Origin of the sequence: Acinetobacter sp. ANC 4910, from assembly GCF_004331035.1 — a bacterium.
Classification (GTDB): Bacteria; Pseudomonadota; Gammaproteobacteria; order Pseudomonadales; family Moraxellaceae; genus Acinetobacter.
In genome coordinates this window covers 23,794-43,828 of the sequence record NZ_SJNT01000010.1, presented here as the reverse complement: position 1 = coordinate 43,828, position 20,035 = coordinate 23,794, and the positions used below count along the sequence as shown (strand labels likewise).

At 42.5% G+C, this 20,035-nt stretch carries 9 protein-coding genes; 6 read left to right on the top strand and 3 right to left on the bottom strand.

Annotated features, from left to right (window positions below):
* Nucleotides 1-11 precede the first annotated feature (11 nt).
* From E0H82_RS11865 to E0H82_RS11840, 6 genes are all read left to right on the top strand, one after another.
* Nucleotides 12-2,669 (top strand): DUF11 domain-containing protein, encoded by a 2,658-nt coding sequence (locus E0H82_RS11865; RefSeq protein WP_131264992.1) that lies wholly within the window; start codon nucleotides 12-14, stop codon nucleotides 2,667-2,669.
* A complete protein-coding gene (locus tag E0H82_RS11860; protein WP_131264991.1) occupies nucleotides 2,656-6,558 on the top strand; it encodes a DUF11 domain-containing protein in 3,903 nt (1,300 codons plus the stop codon). The genes E0H82_RS11865 and E0H82_RS11860 overlap by 14 nt, the downstream gene beginning before the upstream one ends.
* A gap of 479 nt (nucleotides 6,559-7,037) precedes the next feature.
* The gene (locus tag E0H82_RS11855) at nucleotides 7,038-7,529 is read left to right on the top strand and encodes a hypothetical protein (protein WP_131264990.1); all 492 of its coding nucleotides are present in this window, start codon (nucleotides 7,038-7,040) and stop codon (nucleotides 7,527-7,529) included.
* A gap of 46 nt (nucleotides 7,530-7,575) precedes the next feature.
* The gene (locus E0H82_RS11850; protein WP_131264989.1) at nucleotides 7,576-10,299 is read left to right on the top strand and encodes a DUF11 domain-containing protein; all 2,724 of its coding nucleotides are present in this window, start codon (nucleotides 7,576-7,578) and stop codon (nucleotides 10,297-10,299) included.
* A 92-nt stretch (nucleotides 10,300-10,391) separates the two neighbouring features.
* Complete coding sequence (locus E0H82_RS11845; protein ID WP_228258654.1) at nucleotides 10,392-16,409, top strand: SdrD B-like domain-containing protein; 6,018 nt, start codon at nucleotides 10,392-10,394, stop codon at nucleotides 16,407-16,409.
* On the top strand, nucleotides 16,406-17,065 hold the full coding sequence (locus E0H82_RS11840; protein ID WP_131264988.1) for a hypothetical protein: 660 nt from the start codon (nucleotides 16,406-16,408) through the stop codon (nucleotides 17,063-17,065). Before E0H82_RS11845 ends, E0H82_RS11840 begins: the two co-directional genes overlap by 4 nt.
* Nucleotides 17,066-17,152: 87 nt before the next feature.
* On the opposite strand, the gene ttdB is transcribed toward E0H82_RS11840, so the two are convergent.
* The 3 genes from ttdB to E0H82_RS11825 are packed head-to-tail and all read right to left on the bottom strand — an operon-like array spanning nucleotide 17,153 to nucleotide 20,011.
* On the bottom strand, nucleotides 17,153-17,761 hold the full coding sequence (gene ttdB, locus E0H82_RS11835; protein ID WP_131264987.1) for a L(+)-tartrate dehydratase subunit beta: 609 nt from the start codon (nucleotides 17,759-17,761) through the stop codon (nucleotides 17,153-17,155).
* Nucleotides 17,758-18,657, bottom strand: coding sequence for a L(+)-tartrate dehydratase subunit alpha (gene ttdA / locus E0H82_RS11830; protein ID WP_131264986.1), 900 nt, complete (start codon nucleotides 18,655-18,657; stop codon nucleotides 17,758-17,760). The genes ttdB and ttdA overlap by 4 nt, the downstream gene beginning before the upstream one ends.
* A gap of 52 nt (nucleotides 18,658-18,709) precedes the next feature.
* The gene (locus E0H82_RS11825; protein ID WP_131264985.1) at nucleotides 18,710-20,011 is read right to left on the bottom strand and encodes an MFS transporter; all 1,302 of its coding nucleotides are present in this window, start codon (nucleotides 20,009-20,011) and stop codon (nucleotides 18,710-18,712) included.
* Nucleotides 20,012-20,035 lie beyond the last annotated feature (24 nt).

The window sequence follows — 20,035 nt, the reverse complement described above, 5'->3', positions numbered from 1 at the left end:
AGGCTCGGAAAATGTTTGCAGAAAAGAAAATGATTCGACACATGCGTATTGCCATGCTGAGCTTATTGGGGGCAACGGCATCAACTTGGGTTTTTGCTGATGCTTTGGTCATCAGTAACATGGCTGTGGGCGAATACAAAGAAGAAGGCTCTACTGTGGTTCAAGTGGCGCGTTCGAATTTGGTTCAGACCACCGTGATTCCTGTGTATAACCTGAGTTTGAAAGATAACCGAACGGAATATGTGCGTCCAGGTCAGGCGGTTTATTATCATCATGTTTTAACCAATACAGGGAATGAACGCGATCTTTATAATTTGTTGGGCAGTCAAATTGCTGGCGGGAGTTTTACCCACAGTAATATTGAAATTTATTTGGATGCCGATCGCAATGGTGTGGCAGACAATAATACGCCGATTAGCCAATATAGCTTAAATGCTGGAGAGGCGGTTGCACTGATTGTTAAAGCAATGATCCCTTCATCTGCTGCTGTGAATAGCACGAGTCAGATTCAACTCACAGCAACCTCTACACAACAACCCAGCCTGACACAAAATAATATTGATACATCCCGAATCACCGATCAGGCGGTGCTAAATTTAACCAAAAGTTTTGATAAAACAAGCGTCGTAAATGGTGATATTGCAACCGTCCGTTTAACTTATTTCAACAACGGCAATAACAGCGGTGTGGTCAATATCAGTGACTTGTTGGATACCACGCAGTTGACCTATGTTACGGGTAATGAAAACTGGAATGGGCAAGCACTGAATTCTGCGACAGGCAGTAATGATCCGACAGGAATTAATTATTATCTCGATACGGATGGTAAAACCATTCGTGCACAGATCAGCAATGTGCCTGGAAATGCACAAGGCTATATTGAGTTCCGAGTTCGTGTGGTACGTACAGCACCCGGTGACATTCCCAACTTGGCAAATATGGACTACGACCATGACGGTCTTTCCACCACTGCAAATTTAACCACACAGTCGAATACTGCGGTATTAAGCATTAAGCCAATGTATGGTGTGGTGATTAATGCTGATGCAAATAGTGTCAACGGTACAGATTTACTGACTAAATCGGCGGTAAGTAGTGGTGGCACCGTTATCTTCGAAAACTATGTTTGGAATGCTGGAACGGTGGCAGATCGGTTCAATTTAACGTTTAACAGCCATAATTTACCGACAGGTAGTGTACTGGAATTCTATCGTGCAGATGGCGTCACACCACTATTTGATAGTAATAATGACGGCATTGTTGATACAGGAATGCTCGAAGCGGGAGCTAAGCTTCCGATTATTGTGAAGGTCACATTCCCCGCAGACTATGTGGATACAGCCAATACCATGTATAACATTGTGCCTAAAGCACAGTCGATTTTAGACAGTACTAAAATAGATACGGTACAAGATCGTACCTCGCTGATTCAAAGTACAGCCTCTCGTTTGGTGGACTTGGTCAATAGCCCTGAAACCACAGCAAACGGTACAGGAAATGGCAATGTATCGAATGGCAGTTCGCCTTGGAAAACCTTAGCAGGGGTAAATAACCAAACAGTAGTGTTCCCACTTACAGTGCGTCATACAGGCCAGGCGACGACTTATAACTTTAGTGCAGATGCCGATAATAATTTTGCAACGGTCGCATTGCCTCCTGAAATTAGTTCAGTCCGCTATTTTTCGACATCGACGACAAACTGTTCGGTGCTTGGCGCAGAAATTTCTTCAACTCGTTTGTTGAATAATGATGAATCGCAGCTCTATTGCGCCGTGGTCGAAATTCGGGCAGAGGCTCAAAGTACAACTCAACCGATTCCGATTTATTTTAAAGTCGCTTCTTCAAATCTCATTGCATCAGCACCAAGTAATGCGTATGACGTGATTCAAAACGCCATCACGATTAATTCAAATGCGAGTCAAGGTGGGGTGAGTTTAGAACCTGATTTACGTGGGCAAATTGCACCAGGTGGCAGTATTGTTTATAGCCATAGCTTAAAGCCGTGGGGAACTTCGGTATTGTCTGCAACGGATACTTTCAGCGTTGCTAATGATCGAACAGGCTTTACCACGACGCTTTACTATGATGCCAATAATGATGGGCAGTTAGATGCTTCTGACCCGATGATTCAGAATTTATCTGTTGTGAATAGTTCTATTTTAAGCAGCAAAGTGCCTATTCGTATTTTTAATAAAGTTGAAAATACTGCGTATAACACGGTTGGTGTAGTGAACACTTCCATCATTAGTCTAAAAAATAGTACGGGTACTTTGCTAGATACGGCGACAGACATTACGACCATTACCAGTGCACCCGTGCGTTTAACTAAATTACAAGCCAAAGATAATAACTGTGATGGCGTGGCGGATAGTGCGTATACCTCAAATGTATTGCCGATTACACGCAATGCAGATGGTTCAGGACAATGTGTTTTGTATCAATTAACGGTGAAGAATTTGGGCGCTTCGGCAATTGGTCGATTTAATTTTTATGACTATACGCCTGAAGCGATGGTGATGAGTAAAGCACCAAGTTGTACAACCTGTGAAGTGGGTTCACTTAGTGCACCTGCACTGGGACAAACAGGTGCAATTAAAGGTTCGGTTGCAGCAGTGAATAGTAATGAAAGTCATAGCTTAGAGTTTGGGGTGCAATATGTGGGGAATTAATAAACAAGCAAGGAATTGTAGTGCTACGCATTCACAGATGCTCAACTTCATGCAAACACTTCGTACTTTGTCACTATTCATTACGAGCTTACTTTTTGTCACGCTTGTAAATGCTGCAACGCCTACCCTTGAGATTATGTCTAATTCTTATACTGGAACGCCTTATGTAGGAGGGACGGTATCAGCGCAAAGAAATACCTATGTATTTAATGCGAATAACCCGAATGATAATACTGGCACCTTAAATTATTTTCCAAAAATCAATGTTGATTACACATTAACAAATCAACTCTACGATTCAAATAATGCGCCAGCTTTGGTGTTTGGTGCAGATTCTACAGCGAGTAGTTCCGCATTAGCTGTATTTACTCGATTGGCTGATCAAGGTAGTCCTCTTAGTTCTCATTTTTCGTCTACTCGAACTTTGCCCAACCAAGGGATTGATATTAATTCAAACTATGGTTTACGTATGACTGTGGACACCAGTAGATTTATTGGCAGTGCAGCAAACACCTCAGCAGTAAACAATGGGTTGGGCTATCAAGCTGGAGAGGTGACTTTAACTTGGGATAGACCTGTTAGAAATCCAATCATTAATATCTCTGGACTGGGGGGGGTGAGAACGACTACAAGTAATGGTCAGGTTGTTGATCGTTTTGGTATTTCTGCACAGTTTAAATTAACAACAACTGCGAATATCAGTGATGTGTATGCTTTATCGGGCATCAACTTTTCTGTGACTAATAATGGTGAGATTCGTAATACCTCTACATCCCTTGGCCCAACTGCTAGTGATGGGGGAGCTTCAGGAAGTATTCAGGTTTTAACTTCGGCGCCGATTACCGTTTTGAAATTTAATGTTTATGTACGTACGGATAAAACATCGGGAAATATTACGAAAGGATCGAATGACAGTACTTTACGTGATGCTTTTGTCTTTAATAGTTCTAGTGTCGACTCTATGGTGGGGGATTTAGTGGTTTCAAAAACCAATGCCACAACCCAAGTCTATTCTGGCGCTACAACTACTTATACAGTACGTGTAACCAACAATGGTCCAGATACTTATACGGGAACATTACTCAAAGATGTGGTTGGGACAGGATTAACCGCGACAACAGTTGCTTGTAGTACAGCCACGAGTAATAAATGTACTACAGCCCCAGCTTTAAGTAGTTTGGGTTCGATTGATACTGGTTCTTTAGCAGTTGGCGAATTCTATGAAATTTTAGTCACAGCACGTGTAGATGCAGCAGCAGGCAGTACAGTAACAAATACAGCGACAGTTGAACTGCCAACACTTGGTTCATCAACAGGGGTAAGTTGTACAACCTTAAATGCAAATGGTATTACACGTTCATTTAACTCAACTACAGGTGCGTGTACCACAGCAGACCAAGATACTGTACTTGCTTCTGCCGATCTGGAAGTCTCAAAAAATTCAGATAAGGCTGCCTATAATGCTGGCGATGTTGTGAAATATACGATTAAGGCTTGGAATAATGGTGGCTTGGCTGTTACGGATGCAGTTTTAACAGATCCTGTTCCGACTAATCTTTCAGGCTTGAGTTGGACTTGTACCAAATATGGTACGGCCATTTGCCCAACATCTACAAACATGGTCACTTCAGAAAGTAGTAATAGTTTAACTGCGACAGGGCTGAATCTTCCCGCAAATGGAAAAGATGTTAATTATTTAGAGTTCACTATAACAGGGTTAGCTTATAAAGCAGGTTCAGTGGCGAATACAGCATCAATTACAACGAGTGTTTTTGATCGAAACTCTACGAATAACAGTGCAACAGCCAATATGACTATTGCACAAAATACGCCAAGCACCACAGGCAGCTCCCAAAATCAGTGTTTATCTGGTCAAGCAGTAAATTTGGTGTCTGATACTACTTTTAGAAAGTATGATGCAGATAATACCTTAGCTGCTTTTGATAATAATCTAAAAACTGCAGGTTCGAGTCCAACAGTTCTTCCGAATACGGTGATGTATGGCACAGGAGCAAATGGCGCTTTACAAGTAAAAGGTCGTTTGAGTTGGTCATATGGCTCGCCACGAAGTAATACAACAGCAGTGAACATGCGAATATTGGTAGATGGCGTTGTATATGCTGTATTAACTACACCGGGAAAAAGCGCTAATTCAACGGCCTCTTTTAATGCCTTAAATGGTGCACAGGTTTCGCAGGCAGATTATACTTTAACGTCTTACCAAACTGATCCAAGCTCAATTAATTTTACCATTACTTTGCCAACGGCTGTGACTAGTATCAATATGGTACGCACAGAGTTTCAGAGTTATGCAGGTTCTGGTATCGCAGGTGATGATATTGGTATTGGCTTAAATGAAGTCAATGCCTGTTTAAAGCCAACATTTGCAATGAACAAAGTGTCTGAAAATGGCACAGACAGCTTCAACTTTAGCGCTTTTACCAACTTGAGCAATGCTAATGCTGAAACCATTACCAGTGGTGAGGTCGTCACAACGGTAGTTGGAGCTGCACAATCAGTTCGTTTAAAGAAAAGTACATCACCCGTCGAGCAAGGCTCATTATTGGCTTATGCAACACCAAATACAGCCATCAGTTTTACTGAGTCAGCATCGACTTTATATTCACTTAAAAGTATTGAATGTACAGATACCAATGCAGCCATTTCGGGAAATAGTACTGCGAATTTGGGTGGCGTAAATGGTATGACTCAAACTATACCAGCAGCGAATGTGAAATTTGCCGCTAAACTCGTTTGTCGCGTGACCAATAGTAAAAAAGCAGGTTATGTATTTTCGGGGCGGGTATTTAACGATAATAGTGGTACAACTTCGGATGTTTCTAAGGCGTATAACGCGATTGTAGATGTAGGTGAATTGGGAATTGCAGGGAGTGTGGTTGAACTGCAAGATTGTAGTAGTAAGGCAGTTTTAGCATCTACAACCAGCAATGCCAATGGGGATTTTAAAATTCAAACCTTAGATGACGTATTTGCTGGGCGCAGTAATGTTTGTCTGGTACAGCGTAATTTGACAGGGTTTGACTCGGTGAGTTCTGCAAAAGCCAGTAGCGTGACAGCGACAGCCGACACCAGTAATGACTTCTTTACGATTCCTAAAGCTGCAAATGTGACCAGTTATGATGGTTTCTTGTTTGGTGATGCCGAGTTACAGTTGGTCTTAACCCAAAATGGACAAAAAACTATTGTGGCAGGTGATGTGGTGGATTATCCACATGAGCTTAGTGCAAAAAGTGTCATGAATGCGCTGAATTTAACGGAAACCAAAGAGCAGCAACCCGCAAACAATCAGCCTTGGCAGAGTTTGGTTTACGTGGATAGCAACTGTAATGCACAGTTAGATCAAGGTGAGAATTTGTTCACCAGTCGTGTATTAAAAGCCAATGAAAAGGTTTGTTTGATTCAGCGAGTAAATTCGCCTACTACGGCACAAGGCGGAGATCGTTTTATTGCGAGCTTTAAGGTCAATGGCAAGGCGACTTATACTGCTGCAACATCCAAGGAAAGTAATAGTGTGAATGATATTACGACCATTGGTACAGCAGGTCTCAATATGAGCAAGCTGGTGCGAAAAACATCTGCATGCCCTGCACCGAGTAATGACTCAACGCCATTTACTGTAACCAACCAAGCTGCAAAAGGCGATTATTTGGAATATCAAATCACCTATACCAATAATTCAAATAAAAACTTGGTTGATATTGTGCTTAAAGATAGTGTTCCATTGGGAACAGTTTATGGAACCATGTCGTGTAGTGTTTCAGGATGCCAAACTCAAGAAAGTTCAGGACAGTTAATATGGACAATTCCAGGTGTATTGGCGCCTAAGCAAAAGGGGCAAGTCGGTTTCTGCGTGCGGATTCCAAACTAGTTCTGATTTGGGGTGAAAAAATAAGGTCGGGTCATGTTATGAAGCCGACCTTTTTTTTTCTGTGAGATTTGCAATGTAAAACATCGAATGCATTGTTTGAAGCGGTCAGATGAGTTGAAACTGCCAGAGTTGGGCCAAAATTAATTTAAAATAAACAATAAAAACAAATGCTTGGTTTTTTTTAATATGGCAATTCCCCTCTAAGAATAATTGAATCGTCACGATTAGTCTTACATTGTTTCTTTGTGTAAAGTCACTGTTTTTGTGAAAACTGATTATAAACATCCATTTATTTTCAATATTGTAAATTTATATAACTAAATTAAAAAATCAAGAGTGAACCAGTTAACATTTTTTTTATAAAATGTATGGTGAAGCGTTTGTTTTTTGTTTAATATTGCTTTGAGCTTTGCGGCATTAATTTTCTTAAATGTGATTAATGTCGCAAATATTTGCATTGGTTTGCAGTGGATAAAATCATGTTAAACAAAAGAACTACGCTGAAAAAATTGATGATTGGTTTAATACTTGTTGGGGGGGCTGCTCATGGAATGGCTGCTACGACGACATCAAATGAACCTGTATCAATTCAGTTAAAAGCATTCAAAAAAGTTGTAGACAGTAAAGGGAATGCACAGTTTCAAGCTGCAAACTCAATCAAGCCTCAAGATGTTATCGAGTATCGTGCGACTTATACCAACAACACGGCACACAGCATTAAAAGCCTAAAAGCAACCTTACCAATTCCAGCAGATACGCAATATTTAGGCAACAGCCTGCCTTCAGGTGCACTTGCGAGTACAGATGGCGTTAACTTTGCTGCGATGCCATTAAAGAAAAAAGTAGATGGAAAACTGGTCAACGTTCCGCTCAAAGAATACCGCGCTTTACAGTGGCAAATCATGGAATTACCAGCCAAGAAAACAGTAACTGTTAGTGCACAAGCCAAAGTAAATGCATCAAACGATTAATTTCTAAATTTTATACACGTCATTTTGATGGAGTCGGGGGACTCTTATGCCTATGAATTTGAAGAATACAAAGCGAAATAGCCTTTATGTGTCAATTGCGACAGTGTTGGGGGGCTTTGCTTTTTTCGCGACAGGTGCACATGCAGCCGCACCAGCCGCAGGAACAAACATTAGTAACATTGCAACAGCATCGTATGTAGATGGTACATCGACCACACGTACTGTGACGTCAAATGAAGTAAAAACCACTGTTTTACAAGTGGGGAGCTTCACACTTGAGCAAAACCGTACCGCAACGGCTAACCCAAATGGTGTCGTGACTTTATCGCACGTATTAACCAATACAGGTAATGGAACGGATGAATTTACGCTGAATTTAGCCAATGTGGCTGGGGACAATTTTGATTTCTCCAACATTGCTATTTATTTAGATGCGAATAAAGATGGTGTACCGGATAACGGTACGAATTTGGCAGGTCAAAAAGTTACCTTAAATGCTGGTGAGTCTGTAGGCTTGGTTGTGGTAGGTACAACTGCCGCAACAGCAACAGCTGGTAATTCTGGTCAATTAGCACTGTCTGCGGCAAGTACTTATATTACAGTTATTGCAGACAAAACCAAACTGAATACGGATACCGTAACGATTGTTTCAGGTGCGGTTATTCAAGTCACGAAGTCTGCCAATGTCACTGCAGTTGCACGTGGCGATACCGTAACGTATGAATTGACCTATAAAAACACGGGTAATGCCGATGCAGCCAATCTTACCATTGAAGATATTTTACCTTCAGGTGTGACCTATATTGCAGGTTCAGCACGTTGGAGTGGTCAGACCGCGGCATTGACCGATGCGACTGGTGATGAAGCGGCAGCAGCAGCGAAGTACGAATTTACCAATAATAAAGTTCAGTTAGTTCTTGCTTCTGTAGCGCGTAACAGTACCGGCAAGTTAACCTTCCAAGTGACGGTTGATAGTGCTGCTCCTGCAGGAAAAATTACCAACATCGCGACATTTGACCCAGATGGTCCGGGTACTGAGACGTCTCAACCAACCAACCCATATGATGTAACTGTACAGTCTACCTATACGGGTACGATTAACGATAACGCAAGCGATACGTATTCGGATGCACAAAAAGTTTCTGGCAATCTCGCGAAAGATGACTTGATTACCACAACTGCGGTACAAGGTTCTCCAGTTTTATTTGGTGCATCAAGCTCTACAGAAGATATTTGGATTCACAACCTTGGTAATGTCGCTGAAACCTATAACATTACGGTCAATAAATCTGCACTACCTGCAGGTTCTATTGTTGAGTTATTAAAGTCTGATGGTAATACACCGTTAACCGATACCAATGGTGATGCGAGTGTGGACAGTGGTCCATTGGCTTCAGGTGGTCACCTTGAAATCTCTGCACGTATTACGTTGCCAAATGGTTATACCGGCCCAATTACTGCACCTGGTTTGGACACAATCTTAACCATTACACCTGTACATGCGCCAGCATCTTCAGATACCGTGACTTTAAGAATTACCAATATCACAGCGTCAAAAGTTGATTTGAGCAATGGTAAAGGGAATAAAAACTACACGGAAGATGATACGGGCTTAACCGGTGAAGGGGCTTACGTTTCAAATAATGTGGTAACCACAGTAACAACTAAACCTGGTGTTGCGGCGACCTTCCCAATTGCTGTAACGAATTCTGGTTCAACATCGGACAACTATAACTTTGGTACTGAACAAGCATTACCATCGGGTTGGACTGTTGAATACTTTGTTGCTGATTCAAGTGGTGTATGTTCAGCGACTAAAGTGACCAATACGGGTGCAATTCAGCCAAATGCAACGGCGTATTTCTGTGCCAAGGTGACTCCGTCTACGGATGCAACACCTGCAAATAGTCAAGATATTGTCTTCACAATTAATTCGCCTGCAACAGGCTTAACAGACAAGATGAAAGATCACTTGACTGTAGAAGCAGTGCGTGGACTTTCATTCTTAGCGGATCAACAAGGTCAAGTCGCACCGGGTGGTACGATTGTCTATAAGCATACTTTAACCAACAACGGTAACGTTGTAGAAGGTATTGCGGATGGAACATTACCGATCAGCATTACACATGACCCTGCAACTAATGGTTTTGTGACTTCTGTTTATGTTGATAAAAACAACAATGGTATTGCAGACACGGATGAGTTGGTTACTGATATTCAGAACCTTAACAAGTGGTTAACTGCAACCAATGGTGCCGATGGTCTTTCTCCAAAAGAAAGTATCAATATCTTGGTTAAAGTTGAAGCGCCAAGTAATGCAACAGCGGGTCAAGCCGATTTGTCGATTGTGACTGTCACACCGACTGGCGCATTAAATGGTACGGTTGCTCCTGCTGCGATCACTGTGACAGATAAAACCACAGTCAACATTGGTCAAGTCCGTCTGGAAAAAATGCAAGCACTAGATGCAGCATGTGACGGAACACCAGATGGTGGCTTTGGAACATCTACACTTCAGGCGAAACCAGGTGCTTGTATCATTTACCAAATTAAAGCGGTGAATGATGGTAATCAGGCAGTAACTAAAGTTGAAATTACTGATGCTGTACCAAGTTACACCACTCTAGGTTCATCGCCTGCGGCTGCGTTAGAGCCAGTATCAAAAGGTACTGTGACCAATACAGCAAACAACTTGAAGTCATCTCAATTTGATTTGGCACCGTCTGAAACAGTGACGATGAAGTTCAGCGTTAAAGTTGATGCTCAATAATTAAGTCAAAACATTAATAACTATTTATGTGGATAGGCATCCTTTAGTGCCTATCCCTTTCACCTGCTTTTGCTCGGTATTGGGGTATTTTCGTGATTAAACGAGTTCAGCCGCTACAGAATCATAAGATCAAGCTTATTTTTTCAAGCTTAGCTACGGCTATGGCATTGGTAAATCATGCTTATGCTGTGATGCCTGCTGCTGGGCAAAATATTACCAATACGGCTTATGCAAGTTTTATACAAACTGATGGTCAAGTTGGCCAATCGGTTTCAAATACCGTTCAAGTGACCATTACACCTAAATATGTGATTAGCCTCACTTCACCAACGCGATTAGAAATTGATGCGGGTGCACGAGTGATTTGGCTGAATACGTTAACCAATCATAGTAATGCGCCAGCAGATATTGTGATTGATAAAAGCACTGTTCCCGAATTATCGAATATTAAAATTTATGTCGACAGTAATCAAAATGGTGAATTTGATCGTTCAGATTTGCTGGTTACAGGACATTTAAGTTTACAGGCTGGGCAAAAAGTTGATTTATGGGTGGTTGCAGATTCTTCCATATCATTGAATGACAGCCAGCAAGTAGATTTACCACTCCAAGCCTATGTTGTACAAGACCCGACGGCTATTGCAGATGCAGTTAATGCTTTAATTAGTTTCTTACCACAACTCACAGCGACTAAATCGGTCGATAAAACCAGTTTTGAACCACAAGCGGGTCAATCTTATGATTTAACCTATAGCTTGAGCGTTAAAAATAATTCAAAGCGCAATTCTGGTCTTCAAACCATTGACGTTGATGGTGAGGCCATGAAAGCTGTGGTTCTGTTGGATGAGATACCTGCCAACACCATCTTTAAATCGGCTAAACCGACCAATTCTAAAGCGTTGGTTTTATATCCATTGGGGCAAGATAAGTTTACCCGCCAGATTCCAACAGATAAATCTTTAATCAATACACTGGTGGTGGCATACCCTCAAGCCTTGGCTGCGAATAGCACCGAAGCGGTTGAGTTGGTTGTAACCATGAATTCAAATGTGAGTCATGCCTCAATTTCAAACGTGTTCAGTGTTGAGCATGGTTTGCTTTCTAATTTGAAAAAAACAGTTTCTAATGAAGTGACAACAAGCGTTGGTGGTAGTGCATCAATTAGCAATAACAGTAAAAATTATTCCAATATTTTAGCCACAGGCAGTTTAAGTCAACCATTGTACATTGCTGCAAATAGTGCCATGTGTAATGCCTCACGCAGCAATCTCGATAAAGTCAAAATTAAAGTTCAGTCAACGCTGACTGGAGACGTTGAATATGTACAGGGTGTTGAGACTGGAGCGAATACAGGTGTATTCCGTTTCACTTTAGCAACACAAGAATCCAGTATCATTCATGTGAATGACCAGATTTTACAAACCGTCAAGCGTGATCAAGTGATTGTTTCTTTGACAGATTGTTTAGATGAGGGCGGCAATCCGACCAACAGTATTACAGATATTCATACCACGGTATTGATTGATCCTTATGGTGTTGTTTTTGATGCCAAGACCAATTTGCCTGTCGCTGGTGCGAAGGTTACATTGTTGGATGAGAAGGGCAATCCTGCTGAAAATGTGGCGTACAAATTGGATGAAACCACGGGCGAAAAAGTGGCGATTCCAGCGCAACAGCTGACCAATAGCAAAGGTGAATTTGTATATCCATTTGTCGAAAATGGAACCTATCGACTTGATATTGATACTTCAACCATTGCAGGTTCGACCAATTATAAATTTACCAGTGACAAGACCATTTATAACAATTTTGCTAATCGTATCGTTGATAGCTCTTGGTCATATGGTGGCAACTTTACGTTAAAAACGGGTGATGCTGCACTCAATATTGATATTCCAATTGATCCTGTGGATATTTCTGTTCCCAGCAATGACAAATTAGTGATTAAAAAAGAAGTGGTAGGTAGTAATACTGCTGAAATTGGTGATTTTAAAGATTACCAAATTACGGTGGCAAATATGGGGGATTCCACCCTCTATAATGTCAACATGAAAGATACTTTGCCTCGCGGTTTTATTTATGTTTCAGGCAGTACCCGTGTTAATGGGCAAAAAAATGCAGATCCTGAAGGTGGAAAGGGACCTTATTTGACGCTCGGTTTGGGAACACTGACACCAAAGCAAGAAGCCAAAGTTCAATATCGTGTCTATGTCGGTCCTAATGCACTGAGTGGAGACGGTATTAACCGTGTTTACGCGCAGGACAATAAAAATACCGTTTCTAATGAAGCACAGGCCGCAGTAAAAGTCACACCAGGTGTATTCAGCCCAGATGGCTTTATTGTCGGTAAAGTCTTTAGCGATTGTAACCATAATGGCGTTCAAGATGCGGGAGAGCGGGGCGTACCTGGGGTCCGTATTTATATGGAAGATGGTAGCTTTGTGGTGACGGATCGGGAAGGTAAATACAACTTCTACGGCATTCGACCAATTACCCATGTGCTTAAAGTCGATAATACGACTTTACCGAATAATGCAGAATTGGTGCTGATTAATAACCGTCAAGCAGGGGATCCGGCTAGCCGCTTCGTAGATTTAAAACGTGGCGAGTTACATCGTGCAGACTTCGCGATTACCGATTCTTCAGGTGAATGCACTCAAGCCTTGGCAGAACAAATTGAAGACCGCCGGAGTAAAATTGATGCACAACTGGATGCATTAGAGCAAACCTTACGTCAAGATTTAACCGTCGATCCACTGAGCAATTCAGTGTCAGATGTGCAAGGTCAACCTGCAAGTGGATGTATTAGTGCAGCAGGTGCTTCAGCCAATTGTAATATTGAATATAAAAAAGATCAGATTAAAGAGGTTCAAACAGTTCAAATTGAACCAGTAAAAGCTCCTGTTGTTTTAGATTTAGAGCAAGAGCTTGAGCGTTCTGAATCGAACCAACTGGCGATTTTAAATCTGAAAGAGCAACAGATTTTACCTACACCCCAAGCCACGATTCAGGTCAAAGGCAGTTTAGGTACGGACATTCGTTTATTTGTGAACGATGAACAAATTTCAGAAAAGCGAATTGGTAAAAAAGCAGTCTATCAAGAGCGTAGTGCTACAGGCTTAGACTTTATTGGTGTACCGTTGGCGGCTGGCAAAAATAGCATTGCAGTTCGTCAGTACGATAGCTTCGGTAATTTACGTGATCAGCAACAAGTCACAGTGATTGCACCAGATGCGATGAGCCAATTGACGACGCAGCCTGTTGAACAAACCGTTTATGCCAATGGTAAAGATATTTATCAGGTGGTGGTTAAAGTATTGGATCAACATGGGACTCCTGTTGCGACACGTACGCCAATCACACTGGAATCTTCTATTGGCATGATTCAACTCAAAGATCTAGATCCAGATAAACCCGGCGTACAAGTTTTTGCAGAAGGTGGATCTTTGGTGGTGCCCGTGTTGGCACCTTTGGAGGCTGGCTCTGGCGTCTTGCGTGTTCGTAGTGGCATATACGAACAAAGCGTGCCTGTGCGCTTTTTGGCAGAACTTCGTCCAATGTTGGTTGCGGGGATTATCGAAGGTTCTTTTGCGCTAAATAAGTTCGACCCAAAAAATTTATCGCAAAGCTCGACTCAAGATGGCTTTGAAGAAGAACTGAATGATTTGTCCAGTTCAGCCGATGGTGAAACTGCCATTCGTGGTCGTGCGGCTTTATTTTTAAAAGGCAAAGTACGCGGTGATTATTTACTGACTTTGGCATATGACTCAAGCAAAGAAAATAATCAGCGCCTATTCCGTGATATTCGTCCAGATGAATATTACCCAGTGTATGGCGATGCATCTGCCAAAGGTTTTGACGCACAATCGACCAGTAAACTTTATGTACGTGTCGATAAAGGTCGTTCTTATGCCATGTATGGCGACTATGTTACGCGCACCGAAAATGATGAAGGGCTTTCATTAGGTCAATATAGCCGTTCATTAACGGGTTTAAAATCGGTGGTTGAAGGTGATCGCTTTCAAGTCGCGAGCTTTGCTGCACGCACCAATACCACGCAAGTCGTAAATGAACTCCGTGCAATGGGTGTTTCAGGTCCTTATGCCTTAGGCATGGACAGCAATGACATGCTTCAAAATAGTGAAAAAGTTGAAGTGATTGTGCGTGACCGTAACAACCCTGGTTTAATTATTTCACAACGCACCTTAACCCGTTTTAGCGACTATGAAATTGATACCTATACCAACAGTATTTATTTAACTTCACCGTTAAGTAGCATTGATGAAAATCTAAATCCAGTCTACTTAAGAATCACCATTGAAACCGATCAAGGTGGCAAAGAATATACCGTGGCGGGAGTCAATGGTCGTTACAAATTGAATGATAAAGTGACCGTCGGTGGTTCTTATATTCAAAATGATGATCCGATTGATCAGGAAAAAATTGCCAGTGCCAATACGGTGATTCGCTGGAATGATCAAACTAAACTGATTGCCGAATATGCGTATTCTGATCATGATTTAATGACTTTGGATCAGTTAACCGATGTTAATGCTTCGACGGCTGCAAATACCTCGGGTAATGGTTCCGCAGCACGTGTAGAACTGGACTATAAAAAAGACAATGTCGATGTGCGTGCTTATCATCAGCAGGCGGATGTTGGCTTCCGCAATGCAGCATCTTCGATCAGTTCGGGACGTAAAGAAACGGCTGTAAAACTGAATGCACGTTTAGATGAATTGGGTGTATTACGTATTGAAGCCGTGCGTACAGAAGATATTGCCAATGCAGGGGTGCGTAACGGGATCAGTGCTTCAATTGAAAAAGCCATTAACCGTATTGTGAGCTTGGAACTGGGTGTTCGTTATTACAATGAGTCATTGAATGCCGCTAGTTCATCCACGCAAAGCGTTGAAACACCTTATGATGGCACCACGGTTCGTGCCAAATTGAAAACGGCATTACCTTTTGATGGTTCAAGTGCGTTTATTGAATATGAGCAAGATGTTGCGGATAGTAATCGCCGTGTATTTGCCGTTGGTGGTGATGCTCAGGTCTATAAAAATATTCATGCTTATGCACGTCATGAATTTATCTCAAGTATTGGCGGTTTATACGAACTCAATGACACGCAAAAACGTAACACCACGGTATTTGGTTTAGACAGTCAATATATGCGAGATGGTTCGGTATTTAGTGAATATCGTGTGCGCGATGGTTTAAGTGCGCGTGAAGCAGAAGCGGCAATGGGTGTGCGTAATCGTTGGCAATTAAAAGAAGGTTTATTCTTTAATACCAGCTTTGAGAAAGTGAAGGTTTTTGAAGGTGAAAACAAAGATTCATTAGAATCTACCGCTGCAACTCTAGGCTTTGAGCATTTATCTAACCCTCGTTGGAAGAATGTAGCGCGTATTGAAGGGCGTTGGTCAAATCAAAGTGATAGCTATTTAAATACGTTGGGAACAGCCTATAAATATTCAGATGAAGTTACGTTCTTGGCTAAAAACGTTTTAAATTTAACCGATAATAAAGCTGCTGATTCAGGTGATCGTTTAATTAACCGATTCCAGATTGGTGCAGCTTATCGTGATTTAGAAACCAACAAATTTGATTCACTCAGTAAAATTGAGTATCGCTACGAAAAGAATGAGACCACTTTAAGTGATCCGTACGAGCGTAATGCTTACATTATGTCGCATCATTTAAATTATCATCCGACGCGCGATGTGCATGTGTCGGGTCAGTATGCCGTGAAATATTTAGAAGAAACCTACGACCTATTGCAAAGCAGTGGTATGACGCAAATGCTGAATACGCGTTTCATGTATGACATTAATGAACGTTGGGATGCTGGGGTAAATGCTGGCGTCATGTGGAACAGTGTTTCAGATGGCACCAAGCTGATGGCAGGGGTTGAAGTGGGTTATCTTTTGGCGGCCAACCTTTGGGTTTCTGGTGGATATAACTTTGTTGGTTATGAAGATAAAGATTTAACCGATGGCGATACCACAATGGATGGCGCTTATTTCCGTTTCCGCTTTAAATTTGATGAGAACCTGTTCAATAAGAACAAGGCAAGCGTGAATAAAGCTTTGGAGCCTAAATTATGAAATTTTTAGGATTAAAAGCATTCCTGTTGGCTGGGTTGTTTAGCCCAGTGCTTTATGCCAACCCAGAGACCCATCAATTCACATATATATCGTCGCATCAACAGATTCAGTCGAAAATACGTGAGGCACTTGGGCAAAGTACTGATGTAAAAGAAAAATACCAACTGGAAAAAGCGCAAACATGGCTCAGTTATGCAGACCAGTTATATAGTGAAAAGAGTAAGCCAAAAAACTTAGGAATGGTTTATCAGCAGGCGCTGAATATCACCAATACCGACAACAGAGTGCAGCTTGCGACTCAAACGCCAATTTTACCTTTTGCTCAGGTCATGCGTCGAGATTTGTGGGCTCGTATAGAAAGCATTAAAGTTCATGCGGGTTTTCAGTGTGCTTATAAAGAGCTTGCTCAGGCAGAGGTTAAATTGGTTTGGGCCGCAGCTGAATATTGCCAATTAGGGTGGCATCATTCACGTGAGATTTTTGCTTCGGCAGAGCGCTTGGTTGATCAGGCGGGGTATTTGGCACAGCATTGTGAAAATGACCGCTATCTCGATCGGGCTTTTAGTCCTGTAAAAATTGCTACAGTGGAACAATTAAATGGTTCAACAGGCTGTCAGGGAGTCAATCTAGCGTATTGGCCTTTTACTCCGAATTAATAGACTGAGCAGCATTTGCTTTTATTTAGATTTAAAAAATAACCCTGAACGTGAATATTTCAGGGTTATTTTTTTGCAAATTTAAGTTTATTTAATAAAGCTTAATTCCTTACTAATCCGATCCAAAACTGGTTTCTTCTTGGCTTGGAATTGCGTTTTATTTTGCTGAATTAAATTGTTGCCGTGAGTATCAATCGAGATGATCAAAGGGCCAAACACTTTGACGCGGTTAATCCACAAGGTTTCAGGCATACCTAAATCTTGCCATTCAGCCCCTTCAATTTCTTCCACTTGAGTGGCTGCCAGTACCGCACAGCCCCCCGGGAAAATCGCATGGACGGCTTTATGTTCCTGACAGCCTGCAACGGTTTCAGGCCCCATACCGCCTTTACCGACAATCAGTTTTACCCCCGTTTGTTTAATAAATTCACGCTCGAATTTTTCCATACGCATACTGGTGGTGGGGCCAATGGAGACCATTTCAAAACGGCCATCATCCTTTTTACGTACGATTGGGCCTGCATGGAAAATCGCACCGCCTTCTAAATTCACTGGAAGTTGTCGACCTTGCTCAATCAAGCGGCGATGCGCTACATCGCGGCAAGTGACCAAACGACCCGTCAGATACACCACATCACCAATTTTAAGATCGGCTAAGTCTTCATCACGCAGTGGGGTAGTGAGAATTTTTTTCATAGCACAACTCCTTCGTGCGACAGGATTTCATAAGACATGTCCGCATTAATTTTGATTTTTCCACGACGGTGTGCCCAACAGCCCGTATTCACAGCCACACCAATCGTCGATGGATGGCGGGCTGAAGATTCAATGTTCACTCCCATGACACTGTTATTGCCTGTTAAGCCTTGTGGACCAATCCCAATTTCATTTAGACCTTGTTCTAGTAAATCCTCCATTAATGCGGCACGTGGGTTATCACTTCTTGAGTCGACAGGGCGCATAATGGCCAGTTTGGACAAGCGCGCAGCGGTTTCAACTGAGGTTGATACCCCGACACCGACCAATAACGGTGGGCAAGCATTCACACCGCGTTCGGTAATCACGTCCATCACAAACTCAGCCACACCTTCGTAGCCTTGACCTGGCATCAGTACTTTAGCGGCACCCGGTAAGGTACATCCACCACCTGCCATATAAACATCAATGGTACAGCTGTCTTGTTCAGGGACGATACGCCAGTCTAGCCACGGAATTTGGGTGCCGGTATTGGTGCCGGTATTTTTTTCATCAAAGGTTTCAACCGCATTGTGACGTAAGGGCCCTGTACGGGTGGCCTCTTCGGTTGCTTCACGTAAAATTTCCTGTAATTCACCCAACAGTGGGAAATGTGCACCCGCTTCAACAAAATATTGAATCACGCCAGTGTCTTGGCAGCTGGGACGATTGAGTCGATCCGCCGCTTCTTGGTTTTCATCCATGGAGTCGTAAATCGACTTCGCCAATGGATTGGTTTCTAAAGTTTTCAATTCAATCAGTTTACTTTTCACATCTTTAGGTAAACGTTTACCAATGTAGGCCGTAAATTTGGCCATGGTGTCCGTGAGGGACTGTACGGCAAGTTCTTTGTCCATGGGAGGCTCCTTGTAAAGCGTTAAATTCAGTCAAGCAATATAAAAATGAAGATCAGGAGTTACTCAATTCAGCCGAGCTGACTTTGTTTTTTTGAGTAAAACTTAAAACGAGAGTGAGTACGGTAGAGAGAATCAGTAGACCTGCGACGAAATACAGACCACCTGCAAAGCTTCCAGTTTGATCTTTGACCCAACCAATCATGGCTGGACCCGCAAAGCCGCCTAAGTTGCCAATCGAGTTAATGGTTGCGATACCTGTGGCTGCCGCAGCACCTGACAAGAACATGGTCGGCATACTCCACAGAGGTGGCTTAGAACAACTAATTCCGACGTTAACAATGGTGAGTGCTGCAATTAGACCAAACATACTGCCAGTACCAGCTGCAATCGCGAGCCCTACGGCTGCGGTTAAGCAAGCCAATGCCACATGCCATGTGCGTTCATTGGTTTTGTCGGAGTGACGTGACCAAAGAATCATGGCAACGACAGAGATAATTGGAGGGATGGCATTCAATAAACCAACGGTCATGGAGCTGACACCCAGTTCTTTAATGATTTGCGGTGCCCAAATGCCGAGGGTGTACAAGCCTGCTGAGGTGCCAAAATAAATCAGTGCCAGAGCCAGTACACGTGGGTTGGCTAAACCGCGTAAAATACTGTGATGTTGTTGATCACCTTTATTGGCATCTTCAGCTTGCATGGTTTTAACCAACCATTCGCGCTCATCGGGTTTTAACCAAGCGGCTTTTTCAGGACGATCCGTCATATAGAAGAATACGACTACACCTAAGATCACCGCAGGAACTGCTTCTATCAGGAACATCCATTGCCAACCTGCTAGCCCCATGATGCCGTGCATTTCTAGCAGCGCAGCAGAAATTGGGGAGCCAATCGCCGTAGCAATTGGTGCGGCTGCCATAAATAAGGCAATCACACCTGCGCGGTTACGGGCTGGAAACCAGTAGCTAAGATAGAGAATAATGCCCGGGAAAAAGCCCGCTTCAGCGACACCGAGTAAAAAGCGCATCACATAAAAACTGGTAGAGCTTTCAATAAAAGCCATACCCCCTGCAATAATGCCCCAAGTGACCATGACCCGTGCAATCCAAATACGGGCACCGACTTTGTGCAGAATAATATTGGAGGGAACTTCAAAGAGAAAATAACCCAGAAAGAAAATCCCTGCGCCAAAACCAAGAATTGAAGCAGTAAAGCCTAAATCTTCCTTCATGGTGATGGCGGCAAAACCGATATTGACGCGGTCAATATAAGCAATTAAATACAAAATCATGATAAACGGGACAATACGCCACGTGATTTTCCGTAAGGTCCGTTTTTCGATATCCATGTCCATGGCTTATCTCCATATAAGTAGCGA